Raw genomic sequence first — 26,106 nt, forward strand, 5'->3', positions numbered from 1 at the left:
AAGAAGTGTCTGTGGGAAAGGACGCACGTGGCAAATCACTTCTCACCAACCGTGAACGAGAGGTATTCGAGTTGTTGGTACAAGACAAGACGACCAAAGAAATTGCGGAAGTCCTTTTTATCAGCGAGAAGACCGTTCGAAATCATATCAGCAATGTTATGAAAAAGCTAAATGTAAAAGGACGGTCGCAGGCCGTGGTGGAATTGGTGCGGCTGGAGGAAATAAAGATTTAACTACCTGGTTATGCCCTACTGACGAGTAGGGTCTTTTACTTTTTTCAGCCAGTTTGTCTATTCAGGTGTATACTAGAAGCGACCGATTCCCTCGGTCAGAAAGGATGATTTCGGTGTCAAGCTACAAGCCGATCGGTTTGTTCGATTCGGGGGTCGGGGGACTCACGGTGGTGAAGGAAATGTTTCGGCAATTGCCGCAGGAAAATTTGGTGTATGTGGGCGATAATGCCCGCTGTCCATACGGAAATCGCCCGCCCGAACAAGTGCGGCAATTTACGTTTCAAATTATGGATTTTCTTATGCAACAGGATGTCAAAATGATCATCATTGCCTGCAATACAGCAACCGCTGCCGCTCTTACACAGGCCTCACAACACTATCCAATCCCCGTGCTGGGCGTCATAACACCGGGCAGCCGGGCTGCCATCAGCGCGACGCGAACGGGCCGGATTGGGGTTATTGGTACGGAAGTCACCGTTCAAACCGGAGCGTATGCCAGAGAGATTCACCGCATCAATCCGCGCTTGCAGGTGATCAGCCAAGCCTGTGGTCCGTTCGTACAGCTTGTGGAAGACAACGATCTGGATTCGCCGCAGGCGGAACAAATTGTGGAGCAATATTTGGCGCCTCTTAAGGAAGAAATGATGGACGTGCTGATTCTCGGATGTACACACTATCCGATTTTAAGTAAATTGATTCAAAAAGTGGCTGGGAAGGATGTGCAGCTCATTTCATCTGCCGAAGAAACGGCGCGGGAAGCTTCCTTGCTATTGGCCGACCGCAATCTGTTAAATGACAATAACTTATCGCCCGTTCACAAATTCTACACTACGGGAGATCAGCAGCATTTTACGGAAGTGGCGGAAAAATGGTTACAGCAGCCGATCGCCCTGCAGCATTTAACCTTGCCGTAATTTGTCCATGAAAACAAGCATACTTCGTCCACCCCGCCGTATACATAGAGTAGAAAACAGGTGGAGGAGGACGTAGTCATGCGCCATCATAAAAAATTGTTGGCTGGTGTTTTAGTGCTTGGTCTGGCCGGAACGACGGGATGTGGAATGTTGAACAAAACGTCAAGTCCGGTCTCCCCCCGGCCGCCGAAAGGAGATCAAGCGGCGCAACCTGCAACAGAGATGTATGCGGTCAATCTCTATTTTGCGGATGAAAAAGGATTTGTTGTGCCTTTGCGGGTAAACATTCCGAAGGTGGAGGGGATTGCTAACCAAGCCCTGACATATTTGACGCCTGAAAAATCGGGCGGATTGCTAACCGGAACTGGCCTGCATGCCTTGATCCCCTCAGGTGCCAAAATGTCGGTCAACATCAAAGATAATCTGGCGGTGGTCGATTTCAGCCAAGAAGTGCTGAAGATGAAAGATGCCAAAGCGGAACAGCAGCTTGTCGATTCGGTCGTCTGGACATTGACTGAATTCCCCAGCATCAAACAGGTGCAGATTAAAGTAAATGGCAATGTGATCCCGGCTCTGCCGACCAGCGGGACTCCGATTGGTCAACCGTTAAGCCGCGCAAATGGAATTAACCTGCAAGTGGCGCCAAACATCAATCCGGCGGAAACCACAAAACTCACCCTCTATTATCAAGGAACCAACAGCGCGGGGAATTTCAATTATCTGGTGCCCGTCACCCGCATAATTGGCAAAACCAATGAAGATTTGATTAAAACTACGATTGCGGAGCTGGCTGCCGGTCCAAAGGTTCAAGGGTTATCACCGACCGTTTCGCCTGCTCTGAAATTGTTGAGCGAAAGTCAGTCGGGTGACACGGTGTCGCTTGATTTGGATAACTTGCTGACAGAGGGGGCCAGTACGGAACAAAGCAAGGTCCTCAATTCGATCGTATTGTCCGTTCTGGAAAACACGCCTGCCCGGAAAGTCAAAATAACCGTCAAGGGCCAACCGCCGACGCTTGCCGGTGTCGACCTGAGCAAACCGGTCAGTCGTCCGCAGGTAGTCAATCAGAAACAGTTGTAATCAATGATTTCGTTCCGTGCGAAACGGGTACACTGACAGACAGTGGTGGGAGGTCTGTCAGTTCATTTTTTTCCTGTTGGATTTTACTGGAATGGGTATGCTACTATAGTTCTGAGAATCGGTCGGGCACAGAGCATGAACGGGGGGGCACAGAATGAGAGCAGACGGGCGCAGGGAAAACGAAACACGTGACATCCGGATCGAACGAGGATATGTAAAGCATCCGGAAGGGTCCGTTCTTATAACGTTTGGCGAGACGAAAGTGATATGCACGGCGACGATTGAGGAGAAAGTGCCGCCCTTTTTACGGGGCAGCGGACAAGGCTGGATTACAGCGGAATATTCAATGCTGCCGCGTGCTACGCCCACGCGCAACCAAAGAGAAGCAACAAAAGGCAAAGTCGGCGGTCGGACAATGGAGATTCAACGGCTGATTGGACGTGCGCTGCGATCGGTCGTCGATCTGAAAAAAATGGGAGAACGCACACTATGGATCGATTGCGATGTCATTCAGGCGGACGGTGGAACCCGTACCGCGTCCATTACCGGAGGGTTTGTCGCGATGGCAGAGGCGATGCATAAACTGATGGAAAAAGGCGTTTATGAAAAAATTCCGCTTACCGATTATCTGGCGGCTGTCAGTGTCGGCATTGTGAGCGGAGCGGCTGTACTGGATCTGAACTATGCGGAGGATTCCACCGCGCAAGTGGACATGAACGTTGTGATGACCGGTAAAGGGGAATATGTGGAAATTCAGGGAACCGGTGAAGAACGGCCTTTTTCCGCACCGGAACTGACCAATATGCTGTCTTTGGCAAAGGAAGGCATAGATTATATAATGGGGAAGCAGCGCGAATCGTTAGGTGAAATTGCAAGTCAAATCGGCGATCTCGTAGGACAGCAATCGTAGGTGAGCGGAATGAAACTGGTTTTGGCAAGTCGCAACAAAGGGAAACTGCGTGAATTTCAGGAAGCTCTGGTCAAATTCGGATATACGGTTGAACCGATGCCGGAAAACCTGCCAGAAGTCGTCGAAGATGGCTTGACATTTGAGGAAAATGCAGCCAAAAAGGCGGAGTCGGTCGCCGCTTGGCTGAACGTTCCGGTATTGGCGGATGATTCCGGCTTGGAAGTAGATGCAATTGGCGGGCGACCGGGTGTTTTTTCAGCCCGTTATTCCGGTTTGCATGCAACCGATCAAGAAAATAACAGCAAATTGTTGAAAGAGTTGTCAGGTATCGCGAAAGACCGGCGCACTGCCCGATTTGTCTGCGTGCTGGCGTTTGCAAGGCCTGGCGAAAATACGATCTTGGCGCGTGGCGAATGTGAGGGGCTGATCCTGGAAGCTCCGCAGGGGGATGCGGGATTTGGTTACGACCCGTTGTTTTTGGTTCCACAGTTTGGGAAAACATTTGGCGAACTTTCCCTGTCAGAGAAAAATCAGGTGAGCCACCGCGCCAACGCCATTCGGATGCTGACCGAACAGATGCACCCTTGATTTTCCGCATTTTCCTGTCGATTTCACTTGACGTGGAGAAGCAGATTTTCATATACTTAGTTTTGTTCGGGATTTTCTTCAGTTTGTGTCTATAGCTCAGCTGGATAGAGCATTCGCCTTCTAAGCGAAGGGTCGCAGGTTCGAATCCTGCTAGGCACACCAAATCGACAAGAGCGGCGTAAACCGCTCTTTTTTCTTTGTTTTTCCAATGGGCGAATATCTATTTGAAACCCAAATCAGTTATGCTATAATGAGGAAGTTCATCCGTATAGACATAATGTCAACAATGCCATACATATTCTGCGTTGGGGATTTACAAGGAGGAAAAATTTGCAATGTCTGTAAAATGGGAAAAGAAAGAAAGCAACATTGGAATATTGGAAGTGGAAGTGGAAAGCGCAAAGGTCGATCAGGCGATCGATCAGGCTTTCAAAAAAGTTGTCAAACAGGTGAACCTTCCGGGCTTCCGTAAAGGGAAAGTACCGCGCCCGATTTTTGAGCAGCGTTTCGGAACGGCCGTATTATATCAGGACGCGTTGGACATCCTGCTACCAGAAGCGTATACCAATGCAGTCAAGGAAACCGACATTCAACCGGTTTCCCGCCCGGAAATTGATGTCGTACAGATTGAAAAAGGCAAGCCGCTGATTTTCAAGGCGACTGTTACCGTTCGACCGGAAGTGCAGCTCGGCGAGTACAAGAACACTACGATTGAACCGAAAGAATTTGCGGTAACGGAGGAAGATGTCCAGAAGGAACTGGAAAACCTCCGGAAATCCCATGCGGAAATCGTCGTTGTGGAAGATGACGGTTCGATTCAGGAAGGAGACACCGTTCTGATCGACTTTAAAGGGTTTGTCGATGACGAACCGTTTGAAGGCGGCGAAGCGGAAAAATATCAGTTGGAAATCGGATCGGGCACATTCATCCCCGGTTTTGAAGAACAGCTGATTGGTATGAAAAAAGGGGAAGACCGCGATGTGAACGTGACTTTCCCGGAAAACTATCATGTTGTTGCGTTGGCGGGCAAGCCAGCCGTGTTCAAAGTGCATCTGCATGAAATCAAGCGCAAACAGTTGCCCGTATTGGATGACGAGTTCGCGAAGGACATTTCCGAATTTGACACGCTGGATGAGCTGAAGGCTGATGTCGAGAAAAGGCTGAAGGAAAAAGCGGAGACAGACAAAAAGAACTACATCGAAGAACAAGTGATTGATAAAGCGGTTGCAAACGCGACAATCGATTTGCCGCCAGTCATGATCGAAAACGAGACAGACGTCATGCTGGAGGATTTCAAACAACGTTTGCAAATGCAGGGAATTCCGTATGATGCTTACCTGCAGTTTACGGGCGTTTCAGAAGACAACCTGCGTAATGACATGAAAGAAAATGCGGAAAAGCGGGTTCGCACACGACTTGTTTTGGAGGAAATCGGCAAAGCGGAAAATATCGAAGTCACACAAGATGATATTCAGGAAGAAATTGCAAAAGTGGCGGATATGGCAAAAATGGATTTTGATCAGGTGAAAACGATTCTGGAATCGCGCGATCCGAATTTTGAAGGATTGCGGTCAGACATTCTCAGCCGCAAGACGATTTCTTTCTTGACAGACCATAGCAAACTGGCGTAAGATCGTGTATCATTATAGATAAGCATGCGAAAAATAAGCACGCGGCAAGGCACTTTTTATAAAGTGCCTTGTTTTCCACTATGCGTCATGGGGAGGGAATCATTTTTGAATCTGGTACCGATTGTGGTGGAACAAACGAGCAGGGGCGAACGTTCCTATGACATATATTCGCGCTTGTTGAAAGACCGAATCATTTTTATTGGTACGCCGATCAACGATGATGTGGCCAATTTGGTAGTCGCGCAATTGCTGTTCTTGGCCGCTGAAGACCCGGAAAAAGACATACATATCTACATCAACAGTCCTGGTGGTTCGATTACGGCGGGTATGGCGATTTACGATACGATGCAGTTTATTAAACCGGATGTGTCTACCATTTGCATTGGAATGGCCGCGTCAATGGGATCCTTTTTGCTGATGGCGGGGGCCAAAGGTAAACGGTATGCGCTTCCCCACAGTGAAGTTATGATTCACCAACCGCTGGGCGGTGTACAGGGGCAGGCGGCCGATATCAAAATTCATGCTGACTGGATTCTTCGCACCAAACAAAAAATCAATCGGATCTATGCGGAACGTACCGGACAACCGATTGAAAAAATCGAACAGGACACGGACCGAGACAATTTTATGTCAGCTGAAGAGGCCAAACGGTATGGCCTGATTGACGAGGTTCTCTCCCGTAATGATTTGAAATAAGGGGTGAAGAGATGTTTAAGTTTAACGACGAAAAAGGTCAACTGAAATGTTCATTCTGTGGCAAAACGCAGGATCAGGTCCGTAAACTGGTGGCAGGTCCAGGTGTATATATTTGTGACGAATGTATTGAGCTCTGTAACGAGATCGTCGAGGAAGAACTTGGCGAAGAGCAAGAATTCGAATTGAAAGATATTCCGAAACCGAGTGAAATCCGGGATATTCTGGATCAGTATGTGATCGGCCAGGAAACAGCCAAGAAATCTTTGTCGGTAGCCGTCTACAACCACTATAAGCGAATTAATACGGCACAAAAGAGCAACGATGATGTAGAACTTTCGAAAAGCAATATTCTGCTGATCGGACCGACTGGCAGCGGGAAAACATTGCTGGCGCAGACATTGGCGCGCATTCTGAATGTGCCGTTTGCGATCGCAGATGCCACTTCCTTGACGGAAGCGGGATACGTAGGGGAAGACGTTGAAAATATCCTGTTGAAGATTATTCAGGCGGCCGATTACGATGTGGAAAAAGCGGAAAAAGGCATTATCTACATCGACGAAATCGATAAAATTGCCCGCAAATCGGAAAATCCGTCGATTACACGCGATGTTTCCGGGGAAGGCGTACAGCAGGCCCTTTTGAAAATTCTGGAGGGCACGGTTGCCAGCGTTCCGCCGCAAGGTGGCCGCAAGCACCCGCATCAGGAGTTTATCCAGATTGATACCAGCAACATCCTGTTTATCTGCGGGGGTGCGTTCGACGGGCTCGAGCAGATTATCAAGCGCCGACTGGGCAAAAAGGTGATCGGCTTTGGAACGAATGAGGAACAGGTGGCAAACGAAAACAAACCGGGTTCCTACTTGCAGAAAGTGCTGCCGGAAGATCTTTTAAAATTCGGTTTGATTCCGGAGTTTGTCGGTCGTCTGCCGGTGCTCACCACGTTGGAAGCGTTGGACGAGGCGGCTCTGATCCAAATTTTGACGGAACCGAAAAACGCTCTTGTCAAACAGTACCAGAAATTGATGGAAATGGACGATGTGCAGCTTGAGTTTTCCGAGGAGGCGCTGGCTGAAATCGCCAAAGAAGCGATCAAACGGAATACCGGTGCGCGCGGCCTGCGGGCGATTATCGAAAGCATCATGCTCGATGTGATGTATGAAGTCCCGTCCCGTCTCGATATATCAAAATGCGTTGTGACAAAAGAGACGGTCATATCCAAAGAGCCGCCCGTGCTGCTCACATCTGACAACCGCAAGAAGAAAAAGAAAGAAGAAACTGCATAAAGAGATCGTACCAAGGCAGGAGAACAACTCCTGCCTTCGTTTATTTTTACCTCCTCTGGGCATACTGGTTTCTAGACATAACTGGCGCCGAGGGGGGTTATCTGGTGAACGTGATGACAATTGTAAGTCTGGTTCAGGTATTTTTTGCCGTTGTGATCGGGCTTTATTTTTGGAATCTGTTGAAGTCGCAGCAAAATAATCGGTTTGCAGTGGAACGCGAATCGAAAAAGGAGCTGGAGAAACTCCGAAAACTTCGGGCTATTTCACTAACGGAGCCATTGGCGGAAAAAACGCGTCCAGCTACGATGGATGATATTGTGGGTCAACAGGAAGGATTGCGTGCTTTGCGGGCAGCCATTTGCGGCCCGAATCCGCAGCATGTGATTATTTATGGACCACCTGGGGTGGGAAAAACGGCGGCTGCCAGAGTAGTTTTGGAAGAAGCGAAAAAAAATCCGCTGTCTCCATTCAATGCGGATGCAAAATTTGTCGAATTGGATGCCACAACGGCTCGGTTTGACGAACGGGGAATTGCCGATCCGCTGATTGGTTCGGTGCATGATCCGATCTATCAAGGGGCGGGCGCTATGGGAATGGCGGGAATCCCGCAGCCGAAAGCAGGCGCCGTAACAAAAGCGCATGGCGGCATGCTGTTTATCGACGAAATCGGTGAACTCCATTCGATCCAGATGAACAAGCTGCTGAAAGTGCTGGAAGATCGTAAAGTGTTTCTGGAAAGTGCGTATTACAGTTCGGAAGACAACAACATTCCAAACCATATTCACGATATATTCCAAAATGGGCTGCCGGCCGATTTTCGACTGGTGGGTGCCACGACCCGGACTGCCAACGAAATTCCACCGGCGATCCGCTCCCGTTGTGTGGAGATTTTCTTTCGATTGCTGACACCGGATGAAATCGGTACCATTGTCCGGAAGGCGGCTGAAAAAATCCAGTTCCCGATTGAGGAACGGGCGGTCGAGGTTGTCAAGCGGTATGCGACAAACGGGCGTGAAGCCGTCAATGTAGTACAGATTTCGGCCGGTATCGCGTTATCGGAAAACCGCCACTCGATCGAGTCGGAGGATGTCGAATGGGTGATTCATTCCTCCCAGATCTCTCCACGTCCGGAAAAATCGGTGCCTGCACACCCGCAAGTCGGATTCGTCAACGGGTTGGCCGTTTACGGACCGAACATGGGAATGCTGCTGGAGCTGGAAGTAACGGCACAGGAAGCGAAGGAATCGGGTCGTGGCAGATTGACGATTACCGGCGTTGTGGAAGAAGAGGAAATGGGTGGCGGTCAGCGCGTGATGAAACGCAAAAGCATGGCGCGCGGCTCCATTGAAAACGTCATGACGGCGCTGCAGCGCACAATGAATGTCAATCCGTTTGACTATGATATACATGTCAACTTTCCTGGCGGCACACCGATTGACGGACCGTCCGCCGGTATTACGATGGCAACTGCGATCTATTCAGCCATTAAAGGAATTCCGGTCGATAATTACACTGCCATGACGGGCGAGGTTTCGATTCGCGGCTTTGTCAAACCGGTCGGAGGAGTTGTCGCCAAAGTGGAAGCGGCGCGTGAAGCGGGCGTCAAGCGAGTGTTCATTCCCCGTGATAATTGGCAGGAAATTTTTCGCAACATGCAAGACATTCAGGTACTTCCGGTCGACCGGATTGAGCAGGTGATCGATCAGGCGCTGGTGAAGGAAGAGAACGTGGAGAGAGTGCCGATTGTCTCTCCATCAACAGGGGTTTTGAGTGCTTCTCCGTCCGTACAATCTTTGCCGTAAGCAAAATTACATCCGGCGGAAGAGGCCGTCTGTTAGACTAGCAGGGGGATTGCTCCCTGCTTTTTGTGTGTATGCCGATTGCATGAAGAGAGACGGATAGGGTACAATGTATTCCATACTTTTCTAATTCGGATTTTGGAATGAACCTGTGGAGGTGGCCCGATTGAATATCAACCCTTCTTCCAAAAAGAATTTGCCTCTTTTACCGCTTCGCGGGTTATTGGTATATCCCACAATGGTGCTGCATCTTGACGTGGGTCGGGAAAAATCTGTCCGAGCATTGGAAAAAGCAATGGTCGGTGAAAACTTGATCGTGCTTGCCTCCCAAACGGAAACGAATATAGATGATCCGGAACCGAACGATATTTTTGACATGGGAACCGTCGCGCGCGTGAAACAGATGTTGAAACTGCCGAACGGGACAATCCGCGTTTTGGTAGAGGGAGTCTCCCGTGCCAAAGTGCTTGAATATACCGAGACGGATGACCATTATGAAGTCGAAGTGTTTGAAATCCATGAAACGGAAGAGACGGACCCGGAAGTGGAAGCCCTGATGCGGGCGGTTTTGCAGCAGTTCGAACAATACGTAAAAGTATCGAAAAAAACCAATCATGAGATGATTGCGGCTGTAACCGATATTGAGGAACCGGGCCGTTTGGCGGATGCGATCGCCTCCCATTTGACGCTGAAAATCAAAGACAAGCAGTCCATCCTGGAAGCGGTTGATGTCAAGGCGCGGCTGGAAACTTTAATGCGGATTTTGTCGGACGAGCGGGAAGTGCTGGAACTGGAACGGAAAATCCATCAGCGCGTCCGCAAGCAGATGGAAAAAACGCAGAAAGAATACTACCTGCGCGAACAGATGAAAGCGATCCAGAAAGAACTGGGGGAAAAAGAAGGCCGCCAGGCGGAAGTGGATGAACTGCGCGACAAAATCGCGAAAATGACGCTGCCGGAAGCAGTTGTGGAAAAAGTTGAGAAAGAGATTGACCGGCTGGAAAAAATGCCTGCCACATCGGCGGAAGGCACTGTAGTCCGGACTTATATCGATTGGATTCTATCGCTGCCTTGGTCGGATAAAACAACAGACGAGATTGACATTGACAAAGCGGAGAAAATATTGAACGACGAGCATGCCGGATTGGAGAAGGTAAAAGAACGCATCCTCGAATATTTGGCGGTACAGAAGCTGGTCAAGCATATGCGGGGACCGATCCTCTGTCTTGTCGGGCCGCCTGGTGTAGGGAAGACATCATTGGCCAAATCAATCGCCAACTCGCTGGGGCGTAAATTCGTACGGGTTTCGCTTGGCGGTGTGCGGGATGAAGCGGAGATTCGCGGCCATCGCCGCACCTATATCGGCGCGATGCCAGGCCGGATTTTGCAGGGAATGAAAACGGCGGGGTCGATAAACCCTGTGTTCCTGCTGGATGAAATCGACAAGATGTCGAACGATTTCCGTGGCGATCCCTCTTCGGCCATGCTGGAAGTACTGGACCCGGAGCAAAACAACTCGTTCAGCGACCATTACATCGAGCTGCCCTATGACCTGTCGAACGTGCTGTTCATCTGTACGGCGAACGTGGCGCAAAACATTCCAAGGCCGCTTCTGGACCGGATGGAAATGATTTATATTCCAGGCTATACGGAGCTGGAGAAGCTCGCGATTGTGAAAAAACACCTGCTGCCGAAGCAGTTAAAGGCACACGGGTTAACGAAAGAAAAAATGAGCTTGTCCGATGAAACGATTTTGCAGATCATTCGCGATTACACAAGGGAATCGGGCGTGCGGAACCTGGAAAGGCAAATCGGTGCGCTCTGCCGGAAAGCAGCCAAGCAAATCGTATCCGACGAGAAAAAGCGGGTTTCCATTACGCCGAAGAATCTCAGTAAATATTTAGGCGCAGCCCGATTCCGCTTTGGATTGGCAGAAACGGAGGATCAGGTCGGCGTAGTGACAGGTCTGGCTTGGACGGAGATGGGGGGCGATACGCTTTCGATTGAAGTATCGGTCGTACCCGGCAAAGGAAAGCTGCAGTTGACCGGTCAACTGGGTGATGTCATGAAAGAGAGCGCGCAGGCGGCTTTCAGCTATATCCGTTCACGCGCGGAGGATCTCAAGATTCAAGCCGATTTTTATGAAAAATTTGATATACACATTCACGTTCCGGAAGGGGCAATTCCCAAAGACGGTCCGTCCGCCGGAATTTCAATGGCTACTGCGTTGATGTCCGCACTGACCAGGATTCCGGTATCGCGGGAAGTGGCAATGACCGGCGAGATTACGCTGCGCGGTCGGGTACTGCCTATCGGCGGTGTCAAGGAAAAATGTCTGGCTGCCCACCGGGCGGGCGTCAAGAAAGTTCTGCTGCCAAAGGACAATGGCAAGGATGTCGATGATATACCGGAAAGTGTCCGGAAAGAATTGAAAATCGTATTGGTCGACCATCTCGACCAGGTACTGGAACAGGCGTTGGTACGGCAATGATTATTCGTTCTGCTGAATTTATCATATCGGCGGTCGGTCCGAAACAGTATCCGGAAGGCAATCAGCCGGAAATTGCGCTGGCTGGCCGTTCCAACGTGGGCAAATCCTCCTTGATCAATAAGATGATCAACCGGAAAAATTTGGCCCGCACGTCGTCTACACCGGGGAAGACGCAAACATTGAATTTCTATCATATTAACGAATCGTTTTATTTTGTCGATCTGCCGGGATACGGATTTGCGAAAGTGCCAAAACCGGTTCAGGCGCAATGGTCCAAATTTATTGAACAATACTTGTCCAAACGGGATTGTTTGAAAGCGGTGCTGCAGTTGGTCGATCTGCGCCATCCGCCGAGCAAAGAGGATATACATATGTTTGAGTGGCTGGGCCATTTTGGTATCCCGCGGATTGTAGTGACCACCAAAGCGGACAAGATTTCGCGCGGGCATTGGCCGAAGCATCAGAAAGTCATCCGGCAAGCATTACAACTTCCGAAAAATGTGCCAATGGTGCTGTTCTCATCTGAAACCGGACAAGGCAAGGATGAGTTGTGGGGTCTGCTGGCTCCTTATCTGGTGGGTGAGGATACGGAGACGGAAAGCATGCCGCAGGCATAAGGAAAGCGGGACGAGTGTCGCGAGACGTGTGTCCCGCTTTTTTCATGTCTTGCGACCTCCTTGTTCGCTACTCCCGTATACAATCATTTTCTTTCGGGTGAACCGTGTAGCCATCAGCCACCCAACCGCCAGAAGGGCGGGAGGGTACAAACATGCCCGGCCGCTAAACGGATACAGGACGACGCATACAACCAGTGAAACCAACGCCATCCACCATCCGTAGTCCCTGGTCGGCAGCAGTTTAAGTGCGGAGGCCATCGCCACCGTGTAAAGGACCCAAAATATGATACTCGGCCACTGAATCATGGCTCCAAGGTTTGGGTGAAATAACCCGTAGATAGTTAAAATCACAGTGAACACTACTGCCAAGCCCGATAATGCCGCCAACGGGGTCTTGTAGACAGGGTGCAAATCAGCAAAAATTCTCGGAAAGTCGCCGACCTTTGCCTGTGCATACACCATTCGTGAGAACCCGGCAATGTTCATGTGAAGCCCTCCAAAAGTCCAGCAGGATCGCTGCCAAACCGGTCATTGTCCAGTTTGGCAGATGAAAGACAGCACCAACGTAATTGGCGCCAACCAGTGCGATGATGGGAACCCCGATCGGAATCCGGACGGAAATGAAGTTTCCCTGCAAATCGTGGAACGGCCCGATCCGGCAAACAACCGCACAGATTGGACATTCAGTCCGGGTACGGCTTCTTCATTGAGTGCTGACTCGACAGTACAATGGAACGAGTTGTATGCCAACAAAAATCATACATCGATAGGGATTGCCGGGCCGGATATGGACAAACAATTTCTTTTACAGATCGGGAATTCGATGAATGTTTATACTCCTGTTGACGGGCAAGCGGTAAAAATTCCGTTACAGTTGGAAGAAGCGCTGTTCCTGCCAGAACAAATTGAACATTACACCGGAATTCCGATGAAGTTTCAGTCGTACAAAATCGAAGATGTACAAAATGGAGTTTATCTAAACGGTGTCATTACTCACTCGGGCTATCAGTTCTTTACCCTGTATTCGAAGGTGGACTGGGATAATGCGCAAACGATACAAGCGCAATTGGACGCTGAAACAATAAAAGTATATGTAAACGAGCAGAAAGCCGGTTCGCAAGATCCGGCAAAAGAACATGTCGTTTACACAATCAAAACGGTGGAACGCTCGATTCGATATGAGGTATATCGGAACAACGTTTTGGAAAAAACGGCTCCGATTGTGTATGGAATTGAATAAGATTATTGCAATTTTATAAGGGTAATCGGTTCGCTCAATCAAGAAGGCGTATACGACAGCTGCAATTCCTATACCTGTCAAAACGGCTGCCCAGACGACGGTGTTTCGCAAATCCATTCGGACCAGTTCCTCCACTTGTTCGGTTACTCCCATTGCAGATATTGGAAATCGCGTAATGGCCGGAAAATCCTATGCAGTACAAGGATTAGGGAACAGGTCTCGTATCCGGCATCCGCTCCGTTTTTTCCTGGCTGCCGCCCAGTTCGGCCAGGATCATGCCGACCAAAATCAGCAGACAGCCCACCACCGCCTGCAGGGTTAACCGCTCGTCCGCCCAGAGATATCCGGCCAATGCGGCAAATACCGGTTCCATTGAGAAAATCAGGGCGGTGCGGGTAGCGGTCGTGAATTTTTGCACAACCGCCTGTGTCACATAAGCGAATACGGTCGCGAATAAGGCACAGATGATAATCGCGGCGATGACAGTCGAGTTCAACAGCACATGTGGCCGCAGAGCAGATTGCCACGGTTCAAACAAAACCGCTCCGAGCGCATTGAGAATGGTAATGACAATAATCTGCACCAATACAAACGGCAGCGCAGGAAACAGTGGAGCATATTTGCCAACCAGAAGAATCTGCATGGCGTATGAAAAGGCGCCAAAAAAAACCAACAGGTCGCCAAAATTGGCCGCTTCCACCCGATTCAAAGAAAGCATTGCGAGTCCGACAGAGGCCATTCCAGCTCCCGCAATCGTCCAACGGGTGGGCATCATACGCAGCATCCAAATCGCCAACAGAGGCACCAAAATCACAGATAACCCGGTGATAAAACCGGCCTTTGAGGCGGTCGTATATTGCAAACCGAAAGTTTGGAAGGCGTACCCGGCAAACAGCCAGAAACCGGCGATGGCGCCAGCCGACCAGATTTTTTTGCGGAAACGGAGTTGATCCGGTTTCCAAATCAACAAAATCAGGTACAATAGCACAGCGGCAACGGCAAACCGAACAGCCAGAAAGCTGAACGGCGGCATCGATTCGGTCGCATCCTGCACTAATACAAATGTGGCTCCCCAAATAAATGTGACAAGTAATAATGTCAGATCGGCTAGCAGTGTTTTACGGTTCAGCAGGAGCACCTTCTTTACGTGATAAATACTGTGCCTTTTACGCGATAAAATACAGTATTTCGTGATAAAATACAGTATTTATTGTACAAAAAAAACAGGATTGCGAGAACCCTGTTTTGCGATCGCAAACAGTTCCCTCCCATTCATTCGGTTAGCTGGCTGTTGAATCCACCAGCTAATCGCGCCAGGTTTGCCAGTGTTTTTCCAGCAGAGAAACGGCTTGATACATCAAAGTGGCCAGTAAAGAGACGAACAGTAAGCTCATCATCACCAACGTCAGATTGAAAACCTGGAATCCGTAAATCATTAGATAACCAAGTCCCGCTTTGGCGGTCAGGAACTCGCCAACAATGACTCCAATCCAAGAGAGGCCGACGTTTACTTTCAGCGACGACAGAATCGTCGGACGGGCAGCGGGAAATACTACCTTTCGGAAAATATGCCAGCGATTGGCTCCGAATGTCCGGACCATCTTGATCATGTTGGCGTCCACTTCCTGAAACGCCGTGTACACCACAATGGTTGTAATGATAACCGTTATGGCGAGCGCCATCATTATGATGGAGAGGTATCCCTGACCGAACGCCACAATAAAAATCGGCCCGAGCGCCACTTTCGGCATGGCGTTGAATACGACGATATAGGGATCGAGCACTCGGCTGAGAAACGGAGACCACCAGATCAAGACGGCCAATATCGTGCCGGCCAGGGTGCCGATTACAAATCCGACGACAGTTTCGGTGATGGTGATCGCCGAATGGTGGAGCAGGCTGCCGTCCTGTAGCTTGCTGACAAACAGATCCCAGATTTTACTCGGGTATGAGAAAATAAACGGATTGATCCAGTTGTTGCGCGCGGCCATTTCCCACAACACGAGCAGAACGACCAGCAGCCCCCATTGGGAAAATATCACTTTTAACTTCAGGCGCCGCTGTTGCCGGATATATTCCAGGTGTTCATTGCTCATTTTGCAAATCCTCCCATAACTGCCGGAACAACGGGTGAAAATCAGGGTGTTCACGCGCCTCCATAGGTGCTAAACGGCGGATTTCCTGCGGCACATCGACGACGTTTTTTAAACGGCCGGGGCGGCTCGCCATGACCAGCACACGATCACACATGGCAATCGCTTCGCCCAAATCGTGCGTTACCAGAACGGATGTCATCCGGTATTTTTGCAGTGTTTTCGCAATCAGTTCTTCGAGCTGCAGTTTGATCTGATAATCCAGGGCGGAGAATGGTTCATCCAGCAGCAATACTTTCGGTTTTACGGCCAAGGTGCGGACCAGCGCGGCCCGTTGCCGCATACCGCCCGACAATTGATGCGGGTATTTGTTTTCCGTGCCGGAAAGCCCCATTTCGATAAGCAGTTCGCGCGCGTAATCAATCGTTTCTTTATTTTTCAGTCCACGGATTTCAAGTCCAATGCAGACGTTGTCGAGAATGGTGCGCCAGGGCAGCAAATAGTCCTGCTGCAGCATATACCCGATGGCTGGCGAAGGTTGGGTGACCGATTCGCCAAACAGTCGCACGTCGCCAACGGTGGGGCGAAAGAGGCCGGCCAGCAGAGAAAGCAGAGTGCTTTTGCCGCATCCGCTCGGTCCTACAATGCCGATAAACTCACCTTCCTCAATCTTACAGTCGAACTGTTCGACCGCCGTTGTTTCGCCTGACAACGACAAATACTTTTGTGTGATGTGTTGAAACGCGATGGCAGCTGTCAATTGTCATCCCTCCTGTCTAGGCTTTTATCACCATATGAAAAAAATGGGCAATCGGTGTATAAACAAGCCCGAATCAGGAAAAGATGATCATGAAACCCATATTTCTCCTCTCCTTTTAGAGGGTGTCCCGAAAGCCTGGCTTAGGGACACCCTCTTTTTTGGAAAAAATAACAAGAAAACCGTTCTCTTTGGTATAATTTAGTCACCACAACCAACTAACCAAAGAAAGGAACGGTTTTCTTATGTATGTTCAGTATAACATGGATCCATTAATTCTTCCAATGGATCTTGAAATCCTCATTCCCAATCAACATCTTAGCCGCATTGTCCATACCGCTGTGGAAAAGATGGTCCCCAATATCCTGAACCAACTCTTTCCCGGTGGGGGCCGTCCTTCTTTTCATCCTAAAATGATGTTAAAAGTTATTCTTTACGCCTACACCAACCGAATCTACTCTTCTCGCCAAATTGCTAAACAACTGGGCGAAAATATTTATTTCATGTCTATCGAGGCCGTTGACAAGGAACAGACGGAGGCATGGAAGGAACAGGTCGGTCGTGTGGAAAACATGACCTATGACGAAGAGCTAGATGAGTGGATTTGTGCCAACCAAAAACGACTCACGTTCCAATATGAAAAATACAAGCAAAGAAAGATAGACGTGGAACCTGTCTTTGGCCAAATCAAATACAATCGCGGGTTTGACCGTTTTTCCCTAAGAGGCCTATCCAAAAACACCACGGATTGGGGTCTTATTTGCATTGCCCATAATCTGAAAAAATGGGAAGGACATACCCAAAAGAAACTCAAAAAGTGTAAAGAATAGAGTCAAAAACCTTCATAACATCTACTTAACCCCATTTTTATCCAACGAATTAAGAAAAAGAAAAAGGCTGCTCCCAAGAAATCCGTTTTTACCGACCTTTTGGGACAGCCTCCTACTCGATTAACAGGCACAACTGCCCAGAAGGGCACATATAGTAGACCACAGGTGAATTGTCGAATGGATGGGGACGACTTGCTTACATACTTTCTGGAGGTGACAGACATCATGCCTGGACTCTTGGCGACAGTCGCATGGTTGATTCGGGAAGTGGCGCTGTTTGTCTCGTACATTAAAAACAACGCATTTCCCCAACCGCTCTCCGAATCGGATGAAGAGAAACACCTGACACTGATGGCTGCCGGCGACGAAAACTCCCGTAATGTGCTGATCGAACACAACCTGCGGCTGGTGGTGCACATTGTCAACACGTTGTGAAAACGAACCAATGTAAGGAAGCGGTGCGTTTGTATGCAGCGGGAGGTTTGTGCGGTTAGGGTGAACGAGGCGATTCATCCACTGGATGGCTCCTTCTTTATCCGTTGTCGGCAGGTTATAATGTTGTCAAATCGCAACTGGAAGGAGGCTGTTTCGCTATGTCCACACCGAAAAAGTTGGATCGACAAACGGCCAATGAACTTCGTTCCATTTTGACCAGCCGTTTTACCCCCTTAACCCGTTGATCCACTACAAAAGTTCTCGAATAAAGCAGGAATTGTAACATTATATGACGGGTGCATGTAAAACTTGTAGAGGGTGATTCACTGACAAGTCCGCAGATTGACAAAGAAGTATTCATTTCTGAGCGTTTCAAGCAGCAATGCAACAGAATTTCTGACGTTTTTGTTACGGTAAAAAAGTGGTTCATGGGACGAAATATTTAAGAAACAACAGGATCGAGGACGTGGCGACACGTCCTTTTTTCTATAGACAGGCACAACTGCCCAGAAGGGCACATATAGTAGACCACAGGCGAATTGTCGAATGGATGGGGACGACTTGCTTACATACTTTCTGGAGGTGACAGACATCATGCCTGGACTCTTGGCGACAGTCGCATGGTTGATTCGGGAAGTGGCGCTGTTTGTCTCGTACATTAAAAACAACGCATTTCCCCAACCGCTCTCCGAATCGGATGAAGAGAAACACCTGACACTGATGGCTGCCGGCGACGAAAACTCCCGTAATGTTCTGATCGAACACAACCTGCGGCTGGTCGTGCACATCGTAAAGAAGTTTGAGAACACGGGCGAAGATAACGAAGATTTAATCTCCATCGGCACGATTGGTCTGATCAAGGCAATTGAAAGTTTTCAACCGAATAAGGGAACCAAACTGGCCACCTATGCTGCCAGGTGTATTGAAAACGAAATCCTTATGCATCTTCGTTCCTTGAAGAAAACACGCAAGGATGTGTCACTGCATGATCCGATTGGAACGGATAAGGAAGGGAATGAAATCACATTAATCGACGTGCTGGGAACCGAATCGGACGATGTGATCGATAAAGTCCAGTTAAAACTGGAGAAAGCAAAAATTTACTCCCATCTGTCGCTTTTGGACGAGCGAGAACAGGAAGTGATACGCGGGCGATTTGGGCTGCCGGACGGGGAAGAGAAAACCCAGCGAGAAATTGCGGAAGAACTGGGAATCTCGCGCTCTTATGTATCTCGTATTGAAAAGAGAGCACTAACGAAATTGCTTCATGAGTTCCGGCCGAAAAATCGGGCATAAAGTTGCGGGCACCTTTTCCGGGTGCCTTTCATTTATTGCATACGGTGAAAAGGGGGTACGTTGTACGGACAATTTGGTGGTTTCACCCGTTGGGCTGTTGTGTTTCTGATCATCTTTGTGTTGTTCATGCCCAGTAGGTCTCATATTTTGCATCTTTTTCGGATGAACCAGGTAACTTTTACATAGTCTAATCAGTGTTACGGATAACCGCAGCAACAAATTCAGCCCGCACAACAACAGGTGGAACGTTACATCTCTTAATGAAGGTCTTCATAAAGGAGGGAACCATCATGGCGCAAACCATTAAACGCCTGATTACGAAACACTTGTTGAGAAAGAAACCAAACCTGTTGTCTTAGAGTTTGGCGCAGACTGGTGACTAGCCTGTAGGACTTTGAGACCGGTCCGTCGGAGCGATTCCGGCAGAACAGGTGAAAAAGTTTGCACATTCTTAACAAAGCGGATTAATCGCCTTTAGGGAAATATCGATTCAGATAAGCCTGCTATACCGGGCAGGCTTATATTTTTTCCGCCGTCCTTTTTGAGACGCGTGTGGTATGCAACATGTGTATTTTATTGCTGCTTCAAGTATCTCCTGTCTTTCATAAACATTCTCCAGAAATAGATAAATCCAGGAGCCAGGATCAGAAAACCGACAATATAGGACGCAAATAATGCGCGGAATGTCTCGGGATGAGTAAAACCGGACTGGATGGTGACGGTCGGGTAAACGATATATGGCATATGAGAGGCGCCGTATGCGTAACTGGCGAGCAGATATTGAACTATGGCACTAACTACCGAAAGGCGCGGTTTGCCGATTAACAGGGTGATATAACCCACGGTAAACGCTGCAATCGATGCGATCAACCAGGCGGAGTGACGGATAAGATTTGTATACAGCCAGGGCGAACTGAACTTCATGGCAACCAGAATCAGAATCGCTGATAATAAGCTGATGGGACCTGCAGCCAAAGCACCTTTTCTGTAGATCGAATAAGCGGCTGATTTTTCGGACACTTTCGAGTAATCGGCAAGCAGCAAGGAAGAGAGAAACAGTGTACTTCCAAGTGCGAACGCAATATAAGTGTATGTGGAAGGGCTTGCAAACAACTTGCGCATCAGCAGCCTTTCGGCTCCATTGACCGTTTGGATAAATCCCCCCTGGGAAATGGGCAAAACAGCAATTATTAAAGCAGGGATAAACAGGCCGGTGATCCCGGAAACGATCGAAAGCAGCTTCCTGAATCCCTCAAGCGAATGGGAAAATACCATGAAAGCACTCCGAAACATGAGAAGCAATAAAACCAGACTGCCCGGCAGGAGCAAAACCGTACCCAAGGTATAGGTTGCACCGGGGAAAAAACTCACTAAAGCAACAACAATCAGAACAATAAACACATTGGTCACCTCCCAGGAAGGGGAGAGATACCGATTGGCAATATTGGTGACTTCGGTTTGCGGACGGGATATGTAAATCATGGACCAAAAACCCGCGCCAAAATCGATTGAGGCAGCCACCGCATAAATAAATACAAATATCCACAGCAGTGTGATCGCTATAACTGTATCTGTCACTCAAATCTTCCTTTCCGGTCAAATACTCAGATTGTCCTGTTCCAGCTCACTTGACAGAGGATGCCGCCTAAAGTAAAAGTACATAACTAATCCTGTTACAACGGCGAAAAACACGTACATTCCAAAAAACAGGGTAAACAGGATTCCGAGATTTCCGGATTTTGTTGCGGAATCTGCCGTCTTCATGATGTGGTATAGAACCCAGGGCTGGCGACCCGTACAGGCGAAGATCCATCCGAACTCGATCCCGAGCATGGCTAGCGGCCCGCTCGCGATAAATCCCCACATCATCCAGCGGGGGAAACCCTCTCTTTTCAGGATTTTATTCCATGAAAAACCAATAATCGAAAGCAGAATAAGCAGTATGCCGACGCCAACCATGCTATCGAAAAGAAGGTGGATGAATAAGGGAGGCCAATTTTCTTCCGGAAATTCGTTCAGACCTCTGACCACTTCATCAAAGCGGTTGCCCGCCAGGAAACTGAGAGCGCCGGGAAGCTCGATTGCATATTTCACTTGCTTGTTTTCCCGGTCAACAATACCGCCTATGGCAAGGGGGGCATGGGATTGTGTGACGAACAGCCCTTCTGCAGCAGCCAATTTTTCCGGTTGGTGCCGGTGCAAAAATTGTGCGTTGCCATGACCATTAACCGCGCTGGCCAACGAGAAAATTCCGCCGATCGCGAGCGAAAGCAGAAGAGCCTTTTGATGCAGCGCAAACTGTTTTTGTTGGAGCCTGTGTCTTATCATTTTGAAAGCAGCGATTGACGCGATGGCAAAAGCTCCCGTCATATAGGCTGTTAAAGCAACATGTCCGGCGGTAACATAAAAACCGGGATTAAAGAAAGCGGCCCACGGGTCAACCGCCACCACATCCCCGTTTTCGATCCGAAAACCGGTTGGGGTTCCTTCAAATGCGTGAACGTTTGTAATCAGAACCGCAGATGCGACGGCTCCCAAAGCAACCAGGCTGACGCTCAGGATTCTCATGGAGGAAGACAAGCGGTCATAGGCATAAACATAAATCGACATGAAAAGCGCTTCCAATAAGAAAGCGAAGATCTCGATTTGGAAGGGCAAAGCGATTACCTTTCCCACAACTTCCATGAAACCAGGCCAAAGCAAGGAGAGCTGAACACCTGCGATTGTGCCGGAGGGAATTGCCACACCCAAAAGAATTGCAATCGCTTTTGTCCATCTTTTTGCCATGATGGAATAGTCCGTGTCTTTCGTTCGCTGGTACAATACCTCCGCTGCCAAAATCATCAGGGGGATGCCCACTCCCAAGGTCGCAAATATGATGTGAAATCCCATAGTCGTTCCGAATAGCGCTCTGGCAAGCAATACATCATCCACTGGAAAAACATCCTTTCACCGTTAACGAAATTTTCCAGTATAGTTTGCTTTAGCGGCGTCCATAATATCCATCTTTTACAAAAAATACAGCCGTGCACAAAAATTTTTCTTTATTCATAGGCTGGGGTTAGAAGGGAGGTATATCATGTTTGTTTATACCGTCAAACCTGGCGATTCTTTATTTTTAATCAGTCAGAAGTATGACATACCGATAGATACCATTCGAGCTGTAAATGGACTAACAGAAAACAATGTGGTTCCCGGACTAGCCTTATTGATCACCAATCGATATTATACCGTCCAGCCCGGGGATACTTTGTATAGCATCTGACGGAAACAGGGTTTGATCCACAACTCATTCGAACGATACTAAATAATCCTTCCACTCAACAAAGGCTCATTGAAAACATTGCGAATTTGATATCTACAAGAGGATATGCAGGTGTAAACATTGATTTTGAAGGGGGGTTGCCTGAGGATCGCGACTTATATTCCGATTTCTTGCGTTTTTTAAGGGATCGGATTCGACCGCGTGGCTTGGTTTTAACTGTGGCGGTTCCTGCAAAAACGGGTGAGGATATTCCGTGGTGGCGAGGATATGATTTTGGTGCAATCGGTTCTGTAGTGGACTATATGTTCCTCATGGCTTACGATTGGCACCATCTGGCCAGTGAACCTGGACCGGTAGCGCCAATAAATGGAGTCAGACAAACGATTGAGTTCTCCTTAGAGCATGTTGCACGAAATAAAATCTTATTGGGAATCCCTTTTCATAGCTACGACTGGACGCTCCCTTATCGACCCGGATCTCCGGTTCGAGCTATTTCAAGCCAACAGGCGGTTCGTCTTGCGATAAGGCATCAGGTTCCTATTGAATATTCTGAGGAATATAAATCACCGTTCTTTTACTATACGGATGAACAAGGGCAGCGGCATGTGGTCTGGTTTGAAGATGTGAGAAGCTTGATGGAAAAGGGGCTGCTCATACGTCAATACCAGTTGGGAGGCCTGGGAACGTGGCAATTGGCTCTCAGTATAGCGCAAGCCACGTCGATGCTAAGAAGCAATGTGATTAAGGTCACTTGAAAAAGCGGGAAACGAATACGGTTCCACACAAAATCCCCCGAATTGGGGGATTTACCATAAGCATCGATTATTCTTTGCACCATACAAGATCCAGTACGACAGCGAATAAGGAAGATATAACAACGGCCAAGCTTGCAAATACCCAACCCACCCCCACGTTATCTTTGCCGGCCAAATCCCATCCGCGCTTACGAATGAAAGAAATTTTCAAGCCCGTTATCGGAGCGGCGGTTGGGAACCAGTTCCTCCCATTCGCATCTTACGATATCCTGGCATTTTACACGGTGAACCATCATCTCGAATTGTTCGCTGTAAAATGTATTGAGAATTCTGTAAGGGGTCAATTTGGGCAAACAATGGGGGCAAAAACCTTTCATAATCGCGTCCTTTTGTTCTTCTGTGTAATTGGCACATGTTTTTTCCAGTAATGTGGCGTCAAGCATACTCTTTTTCTCCTTTCTGCTCCGGTTGAGAATTGTTATAAAGAGACTACAAAACGATGTTTTTTAAGACTCCAAGCTTTTCAATTTCGACTTCTACAACATCGCCGGACTTTAGGAAACGGGGCGGCTGGAAGCCCATTCCTACGCCTGACGGAGTGCCGGTTGCGATAATATCTCCCGGTTTTAACGTAATGCCTGTGGAAACGGTTTGGATGATGGTCGGAATATCAAAAATCAGGTATTCGGTGTTCGAGTTTTGGCGGATCTCACCGTTCACTCGGCTTTGAATGTTCAGTTTTACCGGCGTCGATATTTCATCGGATGTTACCAGACAGGGACCCATCGGACAAAACGTGTCAAGACTTTTGCTCAAAAGCCATTGGGCATCTCTCCGCTGCAAATCGCGGGCTGTCACATCGTTTATCATGGTATATCCGAAGATATACTCATACGCCTCCTCCTTTCCAATGTTGGTTCCCTCTTTTCCAATAATGATGGCCAACTCCGCTTCATAATCCAGTTCTTTCGTAATTTCCGGATGGCTGTTGATTTGCTGCCCCGGCCCGATAACGGTTGTTGTTGCTTTGCTGAAAACAATAGGGTACTTGGGAACGGCTTTTGCCTCGTCTTTAGTTTGTCTGAATTCATAGGCATGCTCGCGGTAATTAATGCCTAAACAGAAAATGTTTCGTTTCGGATTTGGAATGGGAGCTTGCAGAACAATTTCAGAAACCGGAATAACGAAAGGGTGGTTTCCTTTTTCGTGAAATTTGTCATGCAGTTCGTATAAACGGTCAACTGCTTCGCGGCAACCGATTGCGTTCAGAAGGGCAGCGGGCAGCCGGGTTTCCGAAAAGGTGTATGTTTCAGCCGCCAGAACATCGACCACAAAGTTTTGGCAGTCGGTGAGAAAACCGTATGTCTGTTTGCCTTGAAATAAAAATGTCGATAGATACATATAAATTCCTCCTAGTAGCCCAGCATATTGCTTCGGACATTTTTCAGATGGTTTAAGGAGCTGTGTTTCGCCTTTCGAACATCGCGCTCTTTAATCGCTTCGTAAATTCGCAAGTGTTCCTGCGCATATAGCCGCATCCTTTCTTCGGAAAGGCTGCGTTCTTTCAAAGTGCCCCAAAATTTTTCCGAACGAACGCTGTTAATAATGTCAGTCACGCGCAACAACAGGGAATTCTTGGCGGCCAGTGCAATTTCGTGGTGAAACGCGCCGTCCAGTTCTTCAAAACGTTTGATGTTCTTTGATTTGATTGCTTCTTCCGTTTGATCCAGGCAATGTTTCAAACTCATCAGGTTTTCCTGCGTGGCATGCAGGGCCGCAAGGTATGTTTGGTAAGGTTCGATGGCGAATCGGGCGTCGAATACATCGGACGGACTCGTTTGATTGGAGATTTCCAACAACACTCCGTTCACACCGGAAAAATTGGCCGTTTTCACAAACGTGCCCTGTCCGACTTTGCTCTCAATAATATCCAGAATTTCAAGTGCCCGCAGTGCTTCTCTAACAGTAGGCCGGCTGGTTCGGAACATTTCCGCCAGTTCTCGTTCGGACGGCAGTCGGGAGCCGATTTTCAACGTTCCGTTTTCGATATGTTCCCTGATTTGCTGGGCAATCTCTAAGAAAGCTTTTGATTGCCCGACTGGAGTAAAAAACAGGTGAGTGCGATCCATGATTCTCCCCCCCCATTCATTGGTCTTACCTCCCTTTTCAGCGAGACCTGTATAAACCACAAATCGGAAGCCGGTCAAACCAATAGAAAACTGAGTGAACTGGGTGCAGGAAAGCAGTGGCTTATAACCACAGTATGTCGATGTGTGCCAATTCATTCTCAAAACAAAAAATCGGTATGACAAATCAGCGTGATTGGTATATCCGATTTTGGCCGTACATATATTCTTTCTAGCTAGCCGAAAGGGAGGTATAAGATGTTCAAACAAATTAATGGAACAACGCTGAATTACGAGGTAAAAGGAAATGGACCAGAATCGGTTGTATTCGTTCATGGCTTGGGCGGCAGTCTTAATATTTGGCATAGCCAGGTAAAAATCTGCTCTCGCTATTTCAAGACTTTAACCTATGATCTGCGGGGGTCTGGACGGTCGGATATTTCCGTGCCGGAATACTCCATCAATCTATGGGTGGAAGACTTGAAATCCTTGCTTGAGACGGAGGCAATCGAACGTGCTCATTTTGTCGGCCATTCGATGGGAACCCTGATCATCCAACATTTTGCAGTTGCCTATCCGGAAATGGTTGCGAGCCTGACGTTGGTCGGAGGCATTACGGAGATACCGGAAGCGGGCAAAAAAGGCCTGCATGACCGGGCCAATCTGGTCAAGGAAAATGGGATGGATGCTGTAGCCGATCTTGTCATTGAAGGAGGGCTTTCCGCCTATTCCAAGCACGCGAACAGCGCGGTGGCCGGACTGGTCAGAGAATTGCTGCAGAGAAATGACGCGGAAGCGTACGGCGCTTCCTGTAAAGCGCTGGCAAATGGTATGGTCATTGCGTATGAGGAAGTGAAAGTCCCCGTTTTGCTGATCGTCGGCGATGAAGACAACGTGAGTCCGATCTCCATGGCAAAGCAGCTTTACGATCATTTTCCAAATGCAAAAGTGGAGGTTTTGGCAGACTGCGGCCATTGGGCCACTGTAGAGAAACCTTCGGATGTAAACCGTGTTCTATTGTCGTTTTTAAAAGTCTAATAGAATTCCAATACGGTCCGGGAGGGGAC

24 protein-coding genes, 1 tRNA gene and 2 pseudogenes are annotated in these 26,106 nt (G+C 48.5%); 18 read left to right on the forward strand and 9 right to left on the reverse strand.

The features are described 5' to 3' along the window. Nucleotides 1-5: 5 nt before the first annotated feature. The 12 genes from skT53_RS17795 (at nucleotide 6) to yihA (ending at nucleotide 12,242) form a co-directional block, all read left to right on the forward strand. The gene (locus skT53_RS17795) at nucleotides 6-233 is read left to right on the forward strand and encodes a helix-turn-helix domain-containing protein (protein ID WP_318978574.1); all 228 of its coding nucleotides are present in this window, start codon (nucleotides 6-8) and stop codon (nucleotides 231-233) included. Nucleotides 234-346: 113 nt separating this feature from the next. After that, nucleotides 347-1,147, forward strand: a complete 801-nt coding sequence (racE, locus tag skT53_RS17800; RefSeq protein ID WP_200759107.1) for a glutamate racemase — start codon at nucleotides 347-349, stop codon at nucleotides 1,145-1,147. A 78-nt stretch (nucleotides 1,148-1,225) separates the two neighbouring features. After that, complete coding sequence (locus tag skT53_RS17805; protein WP_200759108.1) at nucleotides 1,226-2,227, forward strand: GerMN domain-containing protein; 1,002 nt, start codon at nucleotides 1,226-1,228, stop codon at nucleotides 2,225-2,227. Between the two features lie 154 nt (nucleotides 2,228-2,381). After that, nucleotides 2,382-3,137 carry a ribonuclease PH gene (gene rph, locus skT53_RS17810; protein WP_200759109.1) on the forward strand — a complete coding sequence of 252 codons (756 nt, stop codon included), beginning with the start codon at nucleotides 2,382-2,384 and terminating at the stop codon, nucleotides 3,135-3,137. 9 nt (nucleotides 3,138-3,146) lie between these two features. Then, a complete protein-coding gene (locus skT53_RS17815) occupies nucleotides 3,147-3,725 on the forward strand; it encodes an XTP/dITP diphosphatase (RefSeq protein ID WP_200759110.1) in 579 nt (192 codons plus the stop codon). Between the two features lie 85 nt (nucleotides 3,726-3,810). Then, a tRNA-Arg gene (locus tag skT53_RS17820) sits at nucleotides 3,811-3,887 on the forward strand. Nucleotides 3,888-4,060: 173 nt separating this feature from the next. After that, entirely contained in the window at nucleotides 4,061-5,356 is a 1,296-nt protein-coding gene (gene tig, locus skT53_RS17825; protein ID WP_200759111.1) for a trigger factor, read from the forward strand. A 105-nt stretch (nucleotides 5,357-5,461) separates the two neighbouring features. After that, nucleotides 5,462-6,052 (forward strand): ATP-dependent Clp endopeptidase proteolytic subunit ClpP, encoded by a 591-nt coding sequence (gene clpP, locus skT53_RS17830; protein WP_318978575.1) that lies wholly within the window; start codon nucleotides 5,462-5,464, stop codon nucleotides 6,050-6,052. A gap of 11 nt (nucleotides 6,053-6,063) precedes the next feature. Then, entirely contained in the window at nucleotides 6,064-7,335 is a 1,272-nt protein-coding gene (clpX, locus tag skT53_RS17835; protein WP_200759112.1) for an ATP-dependent protease ATP-binding subunit ClpX, read from the forward strand. 113 nt (nucleotides 7,336-7,448) lie between these two features. Beyond that, a complete protein-coding gene (gene lonB, locus skT53_RS17840) occupies nucleotides 7,449-9,137 on the forward strand; it encodes an ATP-dependent protease LonB (protein ID WP_404828969.1) in 1,689 nt (562 codons plus the stop codon). A 169-nt stretch (nucleotides 9,138-9,306) separates the two neighbouring features. Further along, the gene (gene lon / locus skT53_RS17845) at nucleotides 9,307-11,625 is read left to right on the forward strand and encodes an endopeptidase La (protein WP_404828970.1); all 2,319 of its coding nucleotides are present in this window, start codon (nucleotides 9,307-9,309) and stop codon (nucleotides 11,623-11,625) included. Continuing rightward, nucleotides 11,622-12,242, forward strand: a complete 621-nt coding sequence (gene yihA, locus skT53_RS17850) for a ribosome biogenesis GTP-binding protein YihA/YsxC (protein WP_200759115.1) — start codon at nucleotides 11,622-11,624, stop codon at nucleotides 12,240-12,242. Before lon ends, yihA begins: the two co-directional genes overlap by 4 nt. 42 nt (nucleotides 12,243-12,284) lie before the next feature. On the opposite strand, the gene skT53_RS17855 is transcribed toward yihA, so the two are convergent. Then, nucleotides 12,285-12,728 carry a hypothetical protein gene (locus tag skT53_RS17855; protein ID WP_200759116.1) on the reverse strand — a complete coding sequence of 148 codons (444 nt, stop codon included), beginning with the start codon at nucleotides 12,726-12,728 and terminating at the stop codon, nucleotides 12,285-12,287. Nucleotides 12,729-12,789: 61 nt separating this feature from the next. Between skT53_RS17855 and skT53_RS17860 the strand changes: the two genes are divergently transcribed. Further along, complete coding sequence (locus tag skT53_RS17860; protein ID WP_200759117.1) at nucleotides 12,790-13,482, forward strand: hypothetical protein; 693 nt, start codon at nucleotides 12,790-12,792, stop codon at nucleotides 13,480-13,482. Nucleotides 13,483-13,687: 205 nt separating this feature from the next. On the opposite strand, the gene skT53_RS17865 is transcribed toward skT53_RS17860, so the two are convergent. The 3 genes from skT53_RS17865 to skT53_RS17875 form a co-directional block, all read right to left on the reverse strand. Beyond that, a complete protein-coding gene (locus skT53_RS17865) occupies nucleotides 13,688-14,620 on the reverse strand; it encodes a DMT family transporter (protein ID WP_318978576.1) in 933 nt (310 codons plus the stop codon). Nucleotides 14,621-14,786: 166 nt separating this feature from the next. Continuing rightward, a complete protein-coding gene (locus tag skT53_RS17870; protein ID WP_200759118.1) occupies nucleotides 14,787-15,578 on the reverse strand; it encodes an ABC transporter permease in 792 nt (263 codons plus the stop codon). After that, nucleotides 15,568-16,335, reverse strand: a complete 768-nt coding sequence (locus skT53_RS17875; RefSeq protein ID WP_200759119.1) for an ABC transporter ATP-binding protein — start codon at nucleotides 16,333-16,335, stop codon at nucleotides 15,568-15,570. The genes skT53_RS17870 and skT53_RS17875 overlap by 11 nt, the downstream gene beginning before the upstream one ends. Nucleotides 16,336-16,682: 347 nt before the next feature. On the opposite strand from skT53_RS17875, the gene skT53_RS17880 reads away from it, so the two are divergent. The 3 genes and pseudogenes from skT53_RS17880 (at nucleotide 16,683) to sigK (ending at nucleotide 18,893) form a co-directional block, all read left to right on the forward strand. Continuing rightward, nucleotides 16,683-17,162, forward strand: a complete 480-nt coding sequence (locus tag skT53_RS17880) for a transposase (RefSeq protein WP_449757740.1) — start codon at nucleotides 16,683-16,685, stop codon at nucleotides 17,160-17,162. 225 nt (nucleotides 17,163-17,387) lie between these two features. Next, nucleotides 17,388-17,585 (forward strand): annotated as a pseudogene (locus skT53_RS17885) (RNA polymerase subunit sigma-70); the annotation flags it as partial. Nucleotides 17,586-18,191: 606 nt separating this feature from the next. After that, entirely contained in the window at nucleotides 18,192-18,893 is a 702-nt protein-coding gene (gene sigK / locus skT53_RS17890; RefSeq protein ID WP_200761052.1) for an RNA polymerase sporulation sigma factor SigK, read from the forward strand. 573 nt (nucleotides 18,894-19,466) lie between these two features. Here the strand turns inward: sigK and skT53_RS17895 are convergent. Both skT53_RS17895 and skT53_RS17900 read right to left on the reverse strand, forming a co-directional pair. Next, nucleotides 19,467-20,471, reverse strand: coding sequence for a cytochrome d ubiquinol oxidase subunit II (locus skT53_RS17895; RefSeq protein ID WP_200759121.1), 1,005 nt, complete (start codon nucleotides 20,469-20,471; stop codon nucleotides 19,467-19,469). 18 nt (nucleotides 20,472-20,489) lie between these two features. Continuing rightward, nucleotides 20,490-21,827 (reverse strand): cytochrome ubiquinol oxidase subunit I, encoded by a 1,338-nt coding sequence (locus tag skT53_RS17900; RefSeq protein ID WP_200759122.1) that lies wholly within the window; start codon nucleotides 21,825-21,827, stop codon nucleotides 20,490-20,492. Nucleotides 21,828-21,972: 145 nt separating this feature from the next. Here skT53_RS17900 and skT53_RS17905 point away from each other — a divergent pair. Next, nucleotides 21,973-22,913, forward strand: a pseudogene (locus skT53_RS17905) (glycosyl hydrolase family 18 protein). 188 nt (nucleotides 22,914-23,101) lie between these two features. On the opposite strand, the gene skT53_RS17910 reads toward skT53_RS17905, so the two are convergent. From skT53_RS17910 to skT53_RS17920, 3 genes are read right to left on the reverse strand one after another with little or no spacing between them, the layout of a single operon-like run. Continuing rightward, nucleotides 23,102-23,356, reverse strand: a complete 255-nt coding sequence (locus skT53_RS17910; RefSeq protein ID WP_200759123.1) for a hypothetical protein — start codon at nucleotides 23,354-23,356, stop codon at nucleotides 23,102-23,104. A 46-nt stretch (nucleotides 23,357-23,402) separates the two neighbouring features. Next, on the reverse strand, nucleotides 23,403-24,314 hold the full coding sequence (locus skT53_RS17915; protein ID WP_200759124.1) for a fumarylacetoacetate hydrolase family protein: 912 nt from the start codon (nucleotides 24,312-24,314) through the stop codon (nucleotides 23,403-23,405). A gap of 11 nt (nucleotides 24,315-24,325) precedes the next feature. Continuing rightward, the gene (locus skT53_RS17920; protein WP_200759125.1) at nucleotides 24,326-25,042 is read right to left on the reverse strand and encodes a FadR/GntR family transcriptional regulator; all 717 of its coding nucleotides are present in this window, start codon (nucleotides 25,040-25,042) and stop codon (nucleotides 24,326-24,328) included. A 255-nt stretch (nucleotides 25,043-25,297) separates the two neighbouring features. Here skT53_RS17920 and skT53_RS17925 point away from each other — a divergent pair, with 255 nt between their 5' ends. Continuing rightward, on the forward strand, nucleotides 25,298-26,077 hold the full coding sequence (locus skT53_RS17925) for an alpha/beta fold hydrolase (RefSeq protein WP_200759126.1): 780 nt from the start codon (nucleotides 25,298-25,300) through the stop codon (nucleotides 26,075-26,077). Nucleotides 26,078-26,106: the final 29 nt, after the last annotated feature.

The organism is Effusibacillus dendaii, assembly GCF_015097055.1.
Taxonomy (GTDB): Bacteria; Bacillota; Bacilli; order Tumebacillales; family Effusibacillaceae; genus Effusibacillus; species Effusibacillus dendaii.

Excerpts from the sequence above, each read along its gene's own strand:
- skT53_RS17915 (WP_200759124.1), bottom strand. The coding sequence starts at position 24,314 with ATGTATCTATCGACATTTTTATTTCAAGGCAAACAGACATACGGTTTT.
- rph (WP_200759109.1), top strand. The coding sequence starts at position 2,382 with ATGAGAGCAGACGGGCGCAGGGAAAACGAAACACGTGACATCCGGATC.
- skT53_RS17860 (WP_200759117.1), top strand. The coding sequence starts at position 12,790 with ATGAAAGACAGCACCAACGTAATTGGCGCCAACCAGTGCGATGATGGG.
- skT53_RS17855 (WP_200759116.1), bottom strand. The coding sequence starts at position 12,728 with ATGAACATTGCCGGGTTCTCACGAATGGTGTATGCACAGGCAAAGGTC.
- skT53_RS17920 (WP_200759125.1), bottom strand. The coding sequence starts at position 25,042 with ATGGATCGCACTCACCTGTTTTTTACTCCAGTCGGGCAATCAAAAGCT.
- clpX (WP_200759112.1), top strand. The coding sequence starts at position 6,064 with ATGTTTAAGTTTAACGACGAAAAAGGTCAACTGAAATGTTCATTCTGT.
- skT53_RS17880 (WP_449757740.1), top strand. The coding sequence starts at position 16,683 with ATGGTCCCCAATATCCTGAACCAACTCTTTCCCGGTGGGGGCCGTCCT.
- yihA (WP_200759115.1), top strand. The coding sequence starts at position 11,622 with ATGATTATTCGTTCTGCTGAATTTATCATATCGGCGGTCGGTCCGAAA.
- skT53_RS17870 (WP_200759118.1), bottom strand. The coding sequence starts at position 15,578 with ATGAGCAATGAACACCTGGAATATATCCGGCAACAGCGGCGCCTGAAG.
- skT53_RS17910 (WP_200759123.1), bottom strand. The coding sequence starts at position 23,356 with ATGCTTGACGCCACATTACTGGAAAAAACATGTGCCAATTACACAGAA.
- sigK (WP_200761052.1), top strand. The coding sequence starts at position 18,192 with ATGCCTGGACTCTTGGCGACAGTCGCATGGTTGATTCGGGAAGTGGCG.
- skT53_RS17805 (WP_200759108.1), top strand. The coding sequence starts at position 1,226 with ATGCGCCATCATAAAAAATTGTTGGCTGGTGTTTTAGTGCTTGGTCTG.
- skT53_RS17925 (WP_200759126.1), top strand. The coding sequence starts at position 25,298 with ATGTTCAAACAAATTAATGGAACAACGCTGAATTACGAGGTAAAAGGA.
- lonB (WP_404828969.1), top strand. The coding sequence starts at position 7,449 with ATGACAATTGTAAGTCTGGTTCAGGTATTTTTTGCCGTTGTGATCGGG.
- tig (WP_200759111.1), top strand. The coding sequence starts at position 4,061 with ATGTCTGTAAAATGGGAAAAGAAAGAAAGCAACATTGGAATATTGGAA.
- skT53_RS17815 (WP_200759110.1), top strand. The coding sequence starts at position 3,147 with ATGAAACTGGTTTTGGCAAGTCGCAACAAAGGGAAACTGCGTGAATTT.